At 34.1% G+C, this 15107-nt stretch carries 14 protein-coding genes and 2 pseudogenes; 15 read left to right on the top strand and 1 reads right to left on the bottom strand.

Features of this window, described 5'->3' with window-relative positions; all coding sequences use genetic code 11:
• Positions 1–2: 2 nt before the first annotated feature.
• From ACJDUG_RS10320 to ACJDUG_RS10295, 6 genes are all read left to right on the top strand, one after another.
• On the top strand, positions 3–383 hold the full coding sequence (locus ACJDUG_RS10320) for a RidA family protein (RefSeq protein WP_406769815.1): 381 nt from the start codon (positions 3–5) through the stop codon (positions 381–383).
• A gap of 34 nt (positions 384–417) precedes the next feature.
• Entirely contained in the window at positions 418–963 is a 546-nt protein-coding gene (locus ACJDUG_RS10315; RefSeq protein WP_406769814.1) for a GNAT family N-acetyltransferase, read from the top strand.
• A 262-nt stretch (positions 964–1225) separates the two neighbouring features.
• Positions 1226–2542 (top strand): pyridoxal phosphate-dependent aminotransferase, encoded by a 1317-nt coding sequence (locus ACJDUG_RS10310; protein WP_406769813.1) that lies wholly within the window; start codon positions 1226–1228, stop codon positions 2540–2542.
• A 205-nt stretch (positions 2543–2747) separates the two neighbouring features.
• A complete protein-coding gene (locus ACJDUG_RS10305) occupies positions 2748–2978 on the top strand; it encodes a hypothetical protein (protein WP_406769812.1) in 231 nt (76 codons plus the stop codon).
• Between the two features lie 138 nt (positions 2979–3116).
• Positions 3117–3560 carry a MarR family winged helix-turn-helix transcriptional regulator gene (locus ACJDUG_RS10300; RefSeq protein ID WP_406769811.1) on the top strand — a complete coding sequence of 148 codons (444 nt, stop codon included), beginning with the start codon at positions 3117–3119 and terminating at the stop codon, positions 3558–3560.
• A gap of 421 nt (positions 3561–3981) precedes the next feature.
• Positions 3982–4167 carry a hypothetical protein gene (locus ACJDUG_RS10295; protein WP_406769810.1) on the top strand — a complete coding sequence of 62 codons (186 nt, stop codon included), beginning with the start codon at positions 3982–3984 and terminating at the stop codon, positions 4165–4167.
• Between the two features lie 358 nt (positions 4168–4525).
• On the opposite strand, the pseudogene ACJDUG_RS10290 reads toward ACJDUG_RS10295, so the two are convergent.
• Positions 4526–5188, bottom strand: a pseudogene (locus tag ACJDUG_RS10290) (metallophosphoesterase family protein); the annotation flags it as partial.
• Between the two features lie 429 nt (positions 5189–5617).
• Between ACJDUG_RS10290 and ACJDUG_RS10285 the strand changes: the two are divergent.
• The 9 genes and pseudogenes from ACJDUG_RS10285 to ACJDUG_RS10245 form a co-directional block, all read left to right on the top strand.
• Positions 5618–6292, top strand: a complete 675-nt coding sequence (locus ACJDUG_RS10285) for a hypothetical protein (protein WP_406769809.1) — start codon at positions 5618–5620, stop codon at positions 6290–6292.
• Between the two features lie 11 nt (positions 6293–6303).
• On the top strand, positions 6304–7260 hold the full coding sequence (locus ACJDUG_RS10280; RefSeq protein WP_406769808.1) for an NAD(P)-dependent oxidoreductase: 957 nt from the start codon (positions 6304–6306) through the stop codon (positions 7258–7260).
• Positions 7261–7562: 302 nt separating this feature from the next.
• A complete protein-coding gene (locus tag ACJDUG_RS10275) occupies positions 7563–7697 on the top strand; it encodes an integrase (protein ID WP_406769807.1) in 135 nt (44 codons plus the stop codon).
• Positions 7698–7917: 220 nt separating this feature from the next.
• Positions 7918–9342 (top strand): Wadjet anti-phage system protein JetA family protein, encoded by a 1425-nt coding sequence (locus tag ACJDUG_RS10270; protein ID WP_406769806.1) that lies wholly within the window; start codon positions 7918–7920, stop codon positions 9340–9342.
• On the top strand, positions 9343–9975 hold the full coding sequence (locus ACJDUG_RS10265; RefSeq protein WP_406769805.1) for a DUF4194 domain-containing protein: 633 nt from the start codon (positions 9343–9345) through the stop codon (positions 9973–9975).
• A complete protein-coding gene (locus ACJDUG_RS10260; RefSeq protein WP_406769804.1) occupies positions 9972–13268 on the top strand; it encodes an SbcC/MukB-like Walker B domain-containing protein in 3297 nt (1098 codons plus the stop codon). The genes ACJDUG_RS10265 and ACJDUG_RS10260 overlap by 4 nt, the downstream gene beginning before the upstream one ends.
• 27 nt (positions 13269–13295) lie before the next feature.
• Positions 13296–14171, top strand: coding sequence for a hypothetical protein (locus tag ACJDUG_RS10255; protein ID WP_406769803.1), 876 nt, complete (start codon positions 13296–13298; stop codon positions 14169–14171).
• Positions 14113–14484 (top strand): Wadjet anti-phage system protein JetD domain-containing protein, encoded by a 372-nt coding sequence (locus ACJDUG_RS10250; protein WP_406769922.1) that lies wholly within the window; start codon positions 14113–14115, stop codon positions 14482–14484. Before ACJDUG_RS10255 ends, ACJDUG_RS10250 begins: the two co-directional genes overlap by 59 nt.
• 104 nt (positions 14485–14588) lie before the next feature.
• Positions 14589–15102, top strand: a pseudogene (locus ACJDUG_RS10245) (2-hydroxyacid dehydrogenase); the annotation flags it as partial.
• Positions 15103–15107 lie beyond the last annotated feature (5 nt).

Here is a 15107-nt window from a genome sequence, read left to right as displayed (position 1 = left end):
TTATGACAAGAAAAGCATTTAGTGCAGCAGGAGCAGCTGCTGTAGGACCATATTCACATGCAGTGGAGTCAGAGGGCTTAATATTTTTATCAGGACAAACACCAATAGATTCTGAAACAGGAAAACTTGTAGAAGGCGATATAACAGAGCAAACAAAGCAATGCTTTAAGAATCTTTTTAATGTATTAAAAGCTTGCGGTCTTACACCAGAGGATGTTGAAAAAGTAAATGTGTTTTTAACTGATATGGGCAATTTTCAAGCCATGAATACAGTGTACTCTAAGCAGTTTTCCATGCCCTACCCAGCTCGTACAACTATAGGGGTGGCAGCACTGCCTCTAGGGGCACAGGTTGAAATTGAAATGATTGCTAGAAGGAAGTAGCTGATTAAAAACAGTATAAAAAGGGGGGGAGCTTATGGGGAAAATCAATAAGGAAAGCTACATAATAAATGATAAGGAGCTTATTTTAAGAACTGCTGAAGTTCAAGATTCCGAAAGGATAATAAATTTACTAAAAAAGATAGATGAAGAAACTACTTTTATGCTAAGAGAACCAGGTGAATTTCAATTATCTCTTGAGCAGGAAGAAAAGATACTTCAGGATATGCTTGCTTCAAAAACAAGCACCTTAATAGCAGCGGAATTCGAAGGAAAAATAATTGGAACCTGCGGCATAAATGGAAACACAAGAAAAAGGATATCACATATAGCAAGTCTTGGGATTGCAATAGAAAAAGAATATTGGAGCCAAGGGATTGGAAGAAAGTTAATGGAAGCAGGTATTAAGTGGGCTAAGGTGTCAGGAATAACTAGACTTACACTAGAAGTAGACACTGATAATTACAAAGCTTTAAGCTTATATCTAAAACTTGGCTTCGAAATTGAAGGAACTCATAGAAATGATAAACGACTAGCTGATGGCAGTTATAAGAGTGGGTATTCCATGGCCTTGTTGTGGTGAAGAGTGGAATTTTCCACTCTTTTGCTGTTTACTTATGAATTGAAAATTTCAAGATTAATATTTAAAATACTGCGAAAAAAGATTAAACTCTATTTTATTTAATTTTCTGAATATAAAATTTTCGATAAAATGACAGAAAAAAAGTGAAATAAACTTAAAATGATGTTAAAATATTATAGGATAGAAAATTAAAAATTATTTTGTGCAAATTTAATTAAAGTAGCACAGACGAATTAATACATTTAGAAAAGGAGTTTTAATGATGAGTAAACCAATTTTATCAGCTCACTTTGAATCTAGAACACCATCAGACGTTAGATTAGCACAGATGAAATACGAGGAGCGTAAAGTAAAACCTGAAGCTGTTATTAATGTAGGTATTGGAAACGTTTCACTTCCTACAAATCCTGCTATGCAGAAAAGAATGTTTGCTCTTGGAGCACCTGAAAGTCCATTTGCAAAAGGTGTTATAAGATATACAACTACAGCTGGTACTGATGAATGTCAGGCTGCATTTAAAAATATCCTTAAGTGCGAAGGCTTTGATACTAGCAATATATTTGTTCAGGTAACTGACGGCGGATCTGCAGCTATGGAACTACTATTATTAGGTGTTTGTGGTGCTGCTGGCACAGGTGACAAGCCTCTAATGGTAATAGATCCTGCATATACTAATTATATCTCTTTCGCTGAAAGAATCGGACGTAAAATAGTTACTGTAACACGTACCTTAGGCGATAACGGAAAGTTCAGTCTTCCAGAAATAGATAAAATCGAAGAAAGTATTAAAAAGCATAATCCTGGAGCGCTTCTTGTTATACCTTATGACAATCCTACAGGACAGTTCTATAACCATGAAACCCTTAAGGAACTTGCTAAATTATGTGTAAAATATAACATGTGGATGATAAGTGATGAAGCTTATCGTGAGCTTGTTTATGAAGAAGGCAGCAAGCTTGTAAGTATTTGGGGAGTAACTGATGCAGAGGTTCCTGGTATTGAAGGTAGAAGAATCAGTATTGAAACAGCTTCAAAGGTATGGAATGCCTGTGGATTAAGAATCGGTGCACTAATTACAGACAGTGCTGAATTCAACAACCGCTCTGTAGCTGAATATACTGCAAACCTTTGTGCTAATGCAATTGGTCAATATATATTTGGTGGATTAGCTCATGAAACAAAGGAGCAAATTGCCGACTGGTGCATGAGTATCAGAGAATACTACAAAGAGCAAATATTAATGGTATACAATGGACTTAAAGAGCAAGAGCCTAAATTAATTGTTTCCAGTCCAGATGCATCCATATACACAGTAATTGATGTTAGAAATGTAGTTAAGCCTGGCTTTGACTCCATTGATTTCGTTCTTTACTGCGCTGGAGAAGGAGCTATTAATCTAAATGGTGTTGAAACTACTCTTCTAGTAGCACCAATGAAGGGCTTCTACAATATTGATAAGTCAGAGATCAACCCAGGAAATACACAGTTTAGAATTTCCTTTGTTGAATCACCTGAAAATATGGCTAAGGTTCCAGAATTATTTGTTAAGCTTCTAAGACAGTATGAGGCACAAAGATAGGAATTAAACTTAAATTTTAATTATGGCTTTTAGTTATTAATTGAGATTTTAAGGCAAACTTATTGGTTAGTAACCGCCATCTATTAAAAAATGATTTTAATAGCATGGCGGTTTTATATTTAAAAAATAAGGGTTTTGTGATCAACGGGTTCCGTTTAGAGGTTCAAATTTAAAAATAGCATAAGAATAAATAGCATGGAATAACATGATTTATGGTCCAGCAGGTACAGAAGTTTCACAGAGTGAACTTGGCACACAACTCGGTAAGATAAATCGTATAAAAAAACCTATGCCTATGCAAAATGGGGATTCTAACTATGCACCAGTAGAAAGCAAAATTTATGAAATTAAAGGTATTGATATTAATACAGCAGTAGTGATTGGAATTGATGGGAAATATTGGGAATATGTAAAAAGTGGCTCTCTAAATAAATAATATTTACTTCAGAATATTCTTATATGACGCAAGAGCAAAGTATTTCGTATTAAGTTACCATATTGACAATATCTAACATATGATTTAATATAGTTCATATATGAACAGTTCAATTATGAACTATAAGGAGATGTTTTTATGGATTACAATGATTTAAAAGTGAAACAGGCTGCGGATGTAGTTCAATCATTTATGAAAATTAGCAAAACTTTAGCAAGATACACACAACAGAATGCGGTTAGTTTAGGTTTGACGTTGCAACAATTGGGAGTTTTAAATACCATTCACTCTTCTCCGTTAATAACTCTTAAAGAAATAACAGAGAAATTATTCATTCCTAAAAGTACAGCAAGTGTTAGTGTTGAAGAACTTGTAAATTTGGGTTTGGTTGAACGTAAATTATCCAAAGAAGATAGACGTCAAATCAATTTGATTTTAACTGATAAGGGTATTGAAATATCAAAAAAGTCAATTCAAACTCCTGCTTCATATATCGAAATGGTTTCTGCACTAGAAAAAATATCAAAGGAAGATATACATACACTAATCCACATTCACAAGGAGCTTTCCAAGTTTCTATAGTGAAATAATAGTAGTATAGTCAAATGAGAAGGAACATTCTTATCTTTATTTGGCAGGCTAATCCGTAAGGATTGGTGTTTGTGCAATTTGTATATATGAACAAGAGTCGGTAAATAATCTCTTTAAGCTAGATGGAGAAGAATTTATAATATATCTTGCAGCTGTAGATATAAGAAAAGTAAATAGCAATATTTTGAAAAGTTTAAGTGAAGGTTAGATTCAACTTAGGCTTTTTTTATGCACATTTTTATACAATTACAATATCCTAATATTATAATATTAGGATATTGGGATATAACGATATATATCAATCTAAATCTTAAATTTACAAATGTTTAGATTACATAAAGTTGGGAGGCTTTATTTATTTTAAATAAACAGCTTTAACATGTTGATAATATTAAAAATTGGAGGGGAAGAAATGGATTTATTTAATGGAACTTTATCAGGAACAGATAATACCTCGATGGATATTACATTAGTGATACTTATTCTTGGTTTAGCTTTGGGATTTGGAAAAGATACAGGATTTAATACCAGTGATGTAAGAAGCAGCGCACATCATCACAAAAATAGAAAAAGTTCATGCAGAAGTACTGGTGGATGAGGTTTATAAAATTAATCCAAAGTTATTGGATTTGTAAGATGAAAGCCGAAGAATATGTGACATAGCCCAGCTGCAGCAGGAAAAAAACATTATAGCACAAGGAAATACCAAGTAAAAAAAAAGACCTTACTATCTACATAGTAAGGCTTATTTCTGCTGGAGTAAATTGAGATAAATTATAAATACCTAATACTTGTTCAATTTTAGCAATATCATTAACAAAAGGAAGGTAATTATTGCCTTCCTTTTTCTTGTGAATTTGTGTGTGAATTTCAATGATATATTCATTTTTGCACCGCAAAACGGAATCCGTTGTTTTGTGATTAGCAGTTTTTCAGATCTCAACTATATCAAACCACTATAAGACTTTATCTATATTAAACCTATCTAGAAGTTTTCCTTCAGAACTGATGGCAGAAACTTTAATCCCATATGAATCCACATCTACTACAACGAAATGATATTTAGCTAATGGAGCTATTACTACACCGGCCTTATCTTTATACTTATCTCTGAGTTTTTCACCACTGCCGCCTGTAATGACTTGATAGATACATTTTTGATAGTCTATCTTCCTTCTTGAATAATTATGTTCATGACCAGAGAATACTATATTTATATTGCAGTCTTCAACAATTTTCCAGAAAGCATCTCGATCTACGGGGTAAGAGTCAAGGCAATGCCCTAAATGGGCCCCGGTAGGAAAAGCAGGAGAGTGAAGGAAAACAATCTTATTTTTTTTAGCTATAGAAGCTGCTTCTTTAAACCATGAAAGCTGCCTTTTTACAATTTTGTTTATTTCGTTAAAGTGAAAGGCATTAAGTATTATTAGCCTAGTATCTGCATAGTCTACATAAAAAACAGTTCTGTTATAACCATCAAGATAGGTATTTGGAAGCATATCGGAATAAATTCTCCTGAAGATTCTTTCATAACTATCATCCTTGGGTTCATTATTAACTTCGTGGTTGCCAACTACCGGGATTAAAGGTATCCCACAATGATATTTTTCTATTAAGCTTCTTAAGTCTTGAAGCTGATTAGCTAATACATCTTCATTGCTGCTGCCAGCAAGAGTTTATTTTATATACCTTACCTTGGGTACCTTTGCCTATAAGCTCTAAATCTCTTATATTTATATCTGTATTTTGTTTAATTTTAATCACCTGTTTGAAAAATAATTACAATGTCAATATATGCAAGAGAATATATTATTGCAACATTTAAGTTAGTAAGGCAAAAATTTTGGATGCAAAGAGCGAGCTTACTAATAAAGTCCGTAAAAATATAGGTAAGAGTATTTTATTTGGTGGAGGGTTTACAATATTACATATTAGCTCGATAATTATCATAGATAGCATTTACCTAATAATTTAAGGAGAGTTTCTAATTGAAAGAAAAATTGAGGTAATAGATTCTATGCAATAAAATTTTAAAGGGGAGTATTAGGATGAAAAGGGGAGATTTTCTGTGGGGGGCTGCCTTACTTATATGGATATTGATACTTGTTGTTCCAGCTACGCGCACAGCCTTCATAGCAGTTACTGATGCACATCCTTATGCTGGTGGATTTTTTAAATTTGCCATTTTAGCCAGCATGGGGGATCTATTAGGTATAAGAGTTTTAAGAGGTGATTGGCTCATACCTAAGGGATTATTATATAAGGGAATAGTATGGGGTATCATCGGAGTTATGGTTACGCTTGTATTTACAGTTTTTATGGGCGGCGCAGCTGCTGCCATGGCGGCAGGAAGACTGCCTTTTAAAGGCTCAAGCATAGCTCAAGCTTTTTTTGGCAGTGCCATTATGAATGTTACCTTTGGACCAATGATGATGGCTTTCCATAGATTTACTGACATGTTTATAGATACAAAGTATGAGAAAAAAGGTGGAAAGGTAACCTTAAAGGAATTAATTGAGAAAAATGACTGGAACTCCTTAGTTGAGTTTAGCTGGCTTAAGACATGTCCTTTCTTTTGGATACCTGCCCATACAATAGTCTTTTTAATACCAGGAAACTATAGAGTATTGGCTTCTGCATTCTTATCCATTGCATTAGGCCTTTTACTTGCTATTGCTAAAAAGGGTAAGCAAGCCCCAACTAAAGTTTTAGCTGAAATTTAAAGGAGAGCATTATGAACAGCATTGTATTTCTTAATTCAAGCAGAGTTGACTTTGATAATAAGCTTGATTTTTCACAGCTAAAAGAACTAGGCAAAGTTACATTATATGAAAACAGCAGCGAAGGTCAGATTCTAGATAGGGTCACGGATCAGAACATAGTAATTACAAAGGAACTGTCTATTGGAAGAGAATTAATAAAGAAGTTTCCTTCCAGCGTTAAACTCATTTGTGAAGCTGGAACAGGCTACAACAACATAGATATTGAGGCCTGCAGAGAAAGAAATATTAGGGTATGTAATGTGCCGGGCTACAGCAGTGAAGCAGTAGCTCAGCTGGTTATTACCTTTATGCTAAGTTTAAGCTCTTCTATGCATAGGCAGCAGAGGATGCTTACAAATAAAAATTATGATAACTTTACAAAATTTCTTCAAGTGCCTCACTTTGAAGTGCAGAATAAAACCCTTGGAGTTATTGGAGCCGGCGCTATAGGTAAGCAGGTAATGAAAATTGCGGTCGTTCTTGGAATGAAAATATTAGTTTACAGCAGAACACCCAAAGATTTAGGCAGCGCAGCTATTAAGTTTACAAGCCTTGAGGAGCTTTTAAAGGAAAGCGACTTTGTCACTATACACTGTCCGCTAACTGAAAAGACAAAATATCTTATAGATGAGTCAAAGCTTCATCTAATGAAGCCTAATGCTTTTATTATTAATACTTCAAGAGGAGCCATAATAAAAGAGCAGGATTTAATAGAAGCGTTAAAAAATAAAGTTATTGCAGGTGCAGCACTGGATGTTCAGGAAATAGAACCACCTAAGCTTACAAACCCCTTATACAGCATGGAGAATGTTATACTTACTCCTCATATTGGCTGGAAGGGGTATGAAACAAGACAGAGGCTTATAAATTTATTAGGAGAGAATATTGAGGCTTATATTTCGGGGAGAGGTGTTAATTTTATAGTTTAAGATTGATTATGAAGGATTTATAGAAAGAGTGGAGAATGCGAGGTCACTGAAAAAGTGACCTCGCATTCTCCCTATTTTTTTCAATGTAGCCTTTTTTATTTCTAAAATCTATAGTTTCACCATTAATTTTTTGTCTTTAACTTAAGTCTAAATCAATAGCAAATACCTGACTATAACTTTCCATAAAGAATATAAAATTATAATCAAGGAGCTAACCTTCAGTTAAACTAAAGCAGGACGCCTTGGCGGAGTGTGCTGAGCTTGAAGGGGTGAAGCAACGTATTATTGAAATGTAAGAATTCATGAATGAACAGGCATCGGAGATTGAAAGTTATGATGAACAGCTTGTCAGGCGGCTTATTGAAAAGGTCACGGTACACAATGAAAGATATGCGGTTGAATTCAAATCTGGTATGAGTATGGAAGTTGAAAGATGAAGAAAAATGAGTATTTGGCGCTCTACTTTAGTGAAGTGCTTTTACCTATTTCAGAACAGAAAGGTTAATGGATTTATTGACAACGTTTGCCAAAAAGAATAGGATTAATATATATTATATCAAATTAACCAAAAATTGTGACGCAAAACGAAAGTATTTTAAATGGAAAACAGTTGTGTATTTATAAGATAGCTAATGGTAGGCAAAAGAGGTATCACATATGATTTTATTTGATAAAGCGGAATACGATCGTTTCTTTTATCCTTTGTGTTGTAAAAACAGAAGAATATATTATGAGTGCATTTTGCAGTTGATTGAAAAGTCGAAGACTATTCCACTGCTTTATGAAACAGACGCAAAGGATTGCATCATCCTCTATTTGCGAAATTGCACGTATGCAGTAGAGGATGAGGGTGGTAGTGATAATGGTGATGAGAATATTAGTAGTAAAAAGTCTGACACTGAGAATGCCAGTGCTATATTAAGATACTTTCGTTCTTGTGGCTGGATTTCTGAGCGAGAAATTGGTCGAAATGGAGACAACATTGCTTCGGTAATGCCGTATTGCAGGAAGATGATTGATTCGATTCAACGTATCTTTGATCGTGATACGAGCGGTGCACTGACAAATCATATATTTGCGATTTATGATACTTTAAAATCCGCATTGGATGCAGAGCATGGACGAACAATCAGACCTTATTCAAATATTCTGATTCCGCTTACGGATAATGTTTCAGATTTAAAAAATGAGCTTCTGATTTTGAAAGATAGTATACGCACAATAATGCGTATAGTCATTAAGATGACAGAAGTAAATACTTTTGGTCAGTTTTTGATTAAAGATGAGATGATGAATTTATTCTTTAATGATTATTTTTTCATAAAGAAAGATGGACTTATTCCTGGTTACATAGCCGAAATTGAAAAGATGCTTAGGCAGGTTATGAATACTGATGTATATGATAATATAATCCATGAATATGAAACATTAAATCAGGTGGATGAGTATAAGGCTAGTGAAATTATTGATGGACAATTTACTGAAATCCATGGATTTATCAATTATGACTATGTTAAGGAAATGGATTACATAGATAAAAAGATTAACAATTATTACAATTTGTATTCAACCAGAATATTGATGGTACTCAGTAATAATACAAATATGCAAACTTATCTGAATGACCTGTTGATGATATTAAAGGAAATGGATGCTGAAGAGCGAGAAATAGTACTTACTGAAATTTCAAAAAGTTATCAGCTATCAACTTATAAGTATATTGGAAGAAAATCCATTGAGAGAAGGAAGAAAAGACGTCCAAATATAAAGAGTGGTGCAATTGTTATAAGCTCTTTATCGGATGATGAGAAAGCAAAATTGACGCAGGAGCTTTTATATGAGTATCCTGATCGATATAGTGTGGGCCAGGTCGCTAGTTATTTCAACGCATTATTAAGTGACAAAGTGTCAGTTGCAACTAGTGATCAGAATATAAAAAACAGAGATGAAGCTATGATGATAGCAGCAAGTATTATATATTCTGGTTCGGATGAGTTTCCTTATGAAGTAGAATTTCTTGGTGGAATGGTCGAAACAGAGGTTGCTAGTATCAGCAATATTAGAATAAAAAGGAAGAGGTAAATGAGCGACATTAAACTAAATATATCAATTAAAGAAGAAAATAATATATTGTTTAAGCGATGTATACGCAAACTTTTGGAATCAACATTTATTGTTGGAGATAAAGATGAAAAACTATATGCGTTTATTTCTAGAGAATCTAATAGACAAGATATTTCGGACTATCTGCGAATGATTGGTTTTGATGTACTCGTGGATATAAATGTGAAGATTGCTATGCTAAAGACACATGAAGCAGATGAAGACGCTGTAGGTATCAAAAGAGCTAATATTGTAACCTTTACAACAGAGCAATATCATTTGCTTTTGGTACTTTGGGAGGTTTATCTTGAAAACCTTGGATATAATGAAGAGAATGTAGTTATGCGTGGTGATCTGATTGATAAAATCAAAGCTTATGAGGTAGACATAGACAGTAGAAAATTGTCTGCAGCAATGGAATTATTTAAACGATATAATTTGATTGATTTTGATGCAAAGGACAAAACGGAAGATGCAATCGTTACTTTATATCCTTCATTACAATTTGGCTGGGATGTGGCACAGTTTCAGACAGTATCTGCTGAATATATGAAGGATGGTGGATTAGAAGAGGAGCAGGAGGGTTCTGAAGAAGAGGAGGATGAGGAATGATATTATTAAAATCCGTTCGCTTAGTGAACTGGTATGGCTTTAATTATATAACAGTTCCCATAGGTTACTTTTCTTTAGTTGCTGGAAAGAATGGTAATGGTAAATCTGTTCTGTTAGATGCTATTAAGTATGCTTTGTATGGAGATACAGTATTTAATAAATCTACAGAAAACAAAGGAAGCAGAACTTTGTCTTCATACACTAGAGGATTATTAGATGCAACTGCGGGAACATATATGAGGCCTGCAGATCAGTTTCCGAATGTATATACTCATATCGTATTGGAAATGTATGAAGAGGAAATGGGGCGAAGTTTTGTGCTTGGTACCGTAATAGAGACAAATTCTGCAAATGGTGTTAGCACAAATCGATACATTATAGAAAATGCAAAACTATCTGATTTAGATCATGTGTATAAAGAAAATGGTTTAACTATTCCATTTGATGGCATTGGATTACAGAAAAAATACATCTTTAAAATGCTGGATGCAAAAGATGGTATTGCAAAGTTTATGCAAAGGACAGGATTGCGATTAAGCGAGCAACAGATAGTAGCGTTTCGCAGAAAACTACGCAGCATTATGTCTTATGATCCAGATGCGAAGATAGATCAGTTTATTCGAGAAAGTGTCCTTGAAGAGAAGAAGGTTGACTTTTCAAAACTAGTAGAAGCCAAGAATAATATTGATACATTGAATTCCACATTTGAGAAGATAGATGCAGAAATCAAAGAACTTGAGGAAATACTTGAGCTATTTGATGGATTGCAGAACGCTAAAAATGTTATTATTGCTGATGACGTGAAAATTGCTTATAAAAAGCTGCTTGCAATCAAGCGGGACATTGATGAAGCGATATCATCTATTGATATGGCAAAGAGACAGTTGGAAGAGGATGATAAAAGGCTAGAAGTGCTTAAAAAGGAAGCAAAGGATATTCGTGGAAGACTTAAAAAAGTGGAAGATAGCCTGGATGATATGGATTGTACAAAGGCAATTCGTGCTGCTGAAGAACGTGTGGAACAACTTACTTTACAGAAAAATGATTTAAACACGGAGAGAAAAAACTTAGAGGCATTTCAAACCAAGATAAGTGAATTGATTAATTGGTTTTATGGAAAAAAAATAGATGTTAATAACCAGTCAATTTTATTTTCGCTTATAACAACTGAATACACAGCAGCCCAAAAAGCAAATAGTATTGACGCTTTCTCAGTTCAAATTGGAAATGTGAGAGATGATTTATTTGCAACAATCACAAGACTCCAGGATGAGATAAAAAAGAATCAATCTGCGCAGGTACAGCAGCAGAGATTAATTGATGATTGCAATGCCAAGAAAACTACTTTTTTAGAAATACCAGATTATGTTGCATTAAAGGATGAAATAAATAAGGAGCTTGCTAAAAAGCATATCAGTTCAGAGGCAAAATTTGCCTGTGAATATGTAATTGCACTTAAGGATGAAGGATGGAGAGATGCGATTGAATCTTATCTTGGAAAGAGAAGATACACAATTCTTGTGGAACCGGAATATTACGATATTGCAGATGATGTGTTAAATGCATCTTCACACCGATATGCACATTTATTTAATACGAAATTATTGATGAAAAAGAAACTTTCTCCCGAAGAAGATTCTGTTGTTCGTTATATTGAAGTGAAAAATCCTGTGGCGAAACAGTATTTTGAATACCAACTAGGTCGTATGCATGCAGTAACAAAGGAACAAGTGCGCAATTTCGAGAATGCTATTTCTAAAGAGGGAAGAGTAGCTGTTGCTATGGATAGTTACTTCATGCAATTTGATAGAATACGTTTTTATTACTTGGGACAGGAAACAATAGAGCTTAATCGAATTCGTGCAGAAAAAAGATTACAGGCGCTAGTTAGTGAAGCGGAAACGTTACGAGAACAGATACATGAGCAAAAACAGAACAAAGAATATTTAGAGACAGCACAAGGATACTTTGGTAGCTATAATTATGAATCATGCCAGATGTATGAGGATATTTTGCTTAAATGTGAGGAAGCATCCAATGAGCTTGAACAGTTGAAACAGGCGCAGCAAAATAATATGGAATATCTGGAAATGAATCAGCTTTATATAAAATATCAAGGAGAGCTTGAAGCAAATGATAAAGAGCGTGGTAAAGTTCAAGAATCTCAGGTAAATATGAAGACACAGCTAGCAGTCAATCAAAAAAAGAAGGAAGAAAACACGGGAGAGCTGGAAAAATATAATGGTATTATGAATGAATACCAAATACAGAATTATGATGTGTACAAAAGAGCCATTGAAAGCTACGACAAGTATATAGCCAATGGCAAAACTGGTGCTGGTGGTACATTAAAAGATCGTGATCGTTCAGAGCGCGCTCTTAGAAAAGCTGATGAAAATTTGACAATTGCACAGTCTGCTTATAATGCGCGTAGAAATGCAGAAAGTTGGCTTCCAACTGGAGATGATCAGCGTTTTGCATATGGGACAAGAAAAACTCAAATTTGGATGGATGATCTCCAGGAAATCAAAGAAAAACTTAGAGAGCAGACTAGGCGATACGAGGAAATATTCAAGAAGGAATTTGTACTTACAGTGCTAAAATCCTGTGAAAGCGCAAAAGATGACTTGAAGTTAATCAATGCAGAGCTTTCCAGATTAAAATTTAAATCAAAATATGAGTTTTATGTGGAGTATGTAAAGGATGGTTCTTACTATGAGAAAATTCTGGAGTATGCCCGATATTTAAAGGAACGAGAAGCTTTAGGGGCGTCCGCTGGTCAGATGACATTATCAACATTTACGAAGTTTTCTGAAGATAAGGGAGAAGAACTAGAAAAGGAAATTCGTAATATTATTAATCATATTATTGACAGTAATGATAAGGATCAGATTGAACATTATGCAGATTATCGCAATTATATGACATATGAAATTTTGCTGACTAATGATGTTTTGAACAAGGCAAAATTGTCAAGGCAATCGGGATTTAACTCAGGGGCGGAGGTTCAGATTCCATATATGCTGATTTTATTATCTGCATTATTAATGATATATAACGACAAATTAAATTCTACAAGGCTTGTGTTTATAGATGAGCCATTTGCCAAAATGGATCCTAGTAATGTAAAAATCATGCTTGATTTCATGAAGAAACAGAAGTTGCAGATGATTTTCTGTGCACCAGATAAGACAGAGCTAATTGGTAATGAATGTAATGTTATTCTTCCGGTGCTTAGAACAAGAACAGATTTAATGGAAATAGGAATTATTGAAATGCATGAAGGAGTGTAGATTTTGAATTGGGAAGAAAAAATACTTGTGTATCTAGTAGATAATTATAGGAGAAGTAAGAAAGATACTGGAGATAATAAAACCAATCGCAGAACCCAGGTTAAACCTAATAAACTTTATAAGAAATATCAGGCAAATGATGGTGACTATGATGTGATCACTGCAATAAATCATACCGTGGCTGAACTCTGCAGAATAGGTTTTTTAACTTGTGAGCGGGAAAAGTTTGGTACGTCACTTCAATGTATTTATCTTGTAGATAAACAGATTGAGCAGGTGGAGGATTATCTACATAAAAAATATGCTTTTATTCCGAAAGGAATGAAGAAAGACGATGTGCAGAATATGATTGCCAAATATCATGACTTATCGGAAATCTGCGGTATGGAATGTGATCGTTTGTTAAAGGAACTGGATATCAATAAAATTCCCAATGATTATGAAAGCCTTCCTAAAATACTAGATGCAGTTGCTTTTATAGAGAATAATCGAACAGAATTGTATGTAAGAGAAGTTTCTATGAAAGTTTATGGTGATTCAAAATATTTTGAAGAGAATACATTGATACAAGTTTGTCAGATGCTTCGCAAATATAAAAATAAACCATGTAACACAGATGAACTTATGGATGAAATTTTATCAGACTATATGATAAAAAAGGAGCCTCAAAAATTCAGTATTAAAGGGAATTTTATATTATCTATTAATAAAAAGGAACTGGATTTCAGCGTTCTTCCAGATGGTATTGAGCTGGATACGAATTCTCTTAATAAAATTGATTGCATAAAGGTAGAAGCTCAGAAATTTATGACGATTGAAAATAGGACTTCTTACCTGAGATACTCTGCTCCTGATACAGTCACATTTTATCTGGGGGGGGTATGCAAATCGTTTTCAACGTGATTTTATAAAAAAAGTTTATGATGACAATTCTAGTTTAGAATTCTTGCATTTTGGTGATATCGATGCTGGAGGACTTTGGATCCATCATAATCTGTGTGAAATAACAGGTGTTAATTTTAAGACATTTTGTATGTCGAAGTACGAACTTTCACAGAAACAATATGAAAGTTGTCTTCATAGATTAACAGACAATGATACTGCGAGATTACAAGAATTGAAGGAAATGAGGGTGTATGCAGATACGATACAGTATATGCTTCAGCACAATGTAAAAATGGAACAAGAGATTATTAGTTTAGAACTGATGAAGTAAAGGGGGATTTTTATAATCGCTTTGACGAATTTATATGGGAGCATAATTCCTCAATATCTACTTCACACATCAGATACTCTTTATAAAACTTTTCAACTAACGCTGATAAAAAATACGGTATTGTATCCGGAGCTATAGGTAAGCAGGTAATGAAAATTGCCCAAGCTCTTGGAATGAAAATATTAGTTTACAGCAGAACACCTAAAGATTTAGGCAGCGCTGCTATTAAGTTTACAAGCCTTCAGGAGCTTTTAAAGGAAAGTGACTTTGTCACTGTACATATTCCACTAACTGAAAAGACAAAACACCTTGTAGATGGGTCAAAGCTTCAGCAAATGAAGACTTAATGCTTTTATTATTAATACTTCAAGAGGAGCTATAATAAAAGAGCAGGATTTAATAGAAGCGCTAAAAGATAAAGTTATTGAAGGTGCAGCACTGGATGTTCAGGAAATAGAACCACATAAGCTCACAAATCCATTATACAGCATGGAGAATGTTATACTTACTCCTCATATTGGCTGGAAGGGATATGAAACAAGACAGAGGCTTATTAATCTGCTAACAGAGAATATTGAGGCATTTACCGAGGGAAGGGCTATTAATGTTATTGTTTAGGATTA

The sequence above is a fragment of the Candidatus Clostridium stratigraminis genome (genome assembly GCF_045310675.1).
Lineage (GTDB): Bacteria > Bacillota > Clostridia > Clostridiales > Clostridiaceae > Clostridium_AT > Clostridium_AT stratigraminis.
This window is presented reverse-complemented; position numbering and strand designations above follow the sequence as displayed.

Coding starts and splice junctions, on each gene's coding strand:
- ACJDUG_RS10320 (WP_406769815.1), top strand. CDS start 3: ATGACAAGAAAAGCATTTAGTGCAGCAGGAGCAGCTGCTGTAGGACCA.
- ACJDUG_RS10315 (WP_406769814.1), top strand. CDS start 418: ATGGGGAAAATCAATAAGGAAAGCTACATAATAAATGATAAGGAGCTT.
- ACJDUG_RS10310 (WP_406769813.1), top strand. CDS start 1,226: ATGAGTAAACCAATTTTATCAGCTCACTTTGAATCTAGAACACCATCA.
- ACJDUG_RS10305 (WP_406769812.1), top strand. CDS start 2,748: ATGATTTATGGTCCAGCAGGTACAGAAGTTTCACAGAGTGAACTTGGC.
- ACJDUG_RS10300 (WP_406769811.1), top strand. CDS start 3,117: ATGGATTACAATGATTTAAAAGTGAAACAGGCTGCGGATGTAGTTCAA.
- ACJDUG_RS10295 (WP_406769810.1), top strand. CDS start 3,982: ATGGATTTATTTAATGGAACTTTATCAGGAACAGATAATACCTCGATG.
- ACJDUG_RS10285 (WP_406769809.1), top strand. CDS start 5,618: ATGAAAAGGGGAGATTTTCTGTGGGGGGCTGCCTTACTTATATGGATA.
- ACJDUG_RS10280 (WP_406769808.1), top strand. CDS start 6,304: ATGAACAGCATTGTATTTCTTAATTCAAGCAGAGTTGACTTTGATAAT.
- ACJDUG_RS10275 (WP_406769807.1), top strand. CDS start 7,563: ATGAATGAACAGGCATCGGAGATTGAAAGTTATGATGAACAGCTTGTC.
- ACJDUG_RS10270 (WP_406769806.1), top strand. CDS start 7,918: ATGATTTTATTTGATAAAGCGGAATACGATCGTTTCTTTTATCCTTTG.
- ACJDUG_RS10265 (WP_406769805.1), top strand. CDS start 9,343: ATGAGCGACATTAAACTAAATATATCAATTAAAGAAGAAAATAATATA.
- ACJDUG_RS10260 (WP_406769804.1), top strand. CDS start 9,972: ATGATATTATTAAAATCCGTTCGCTTAGTGAACTGGTATGGCTTTAAT.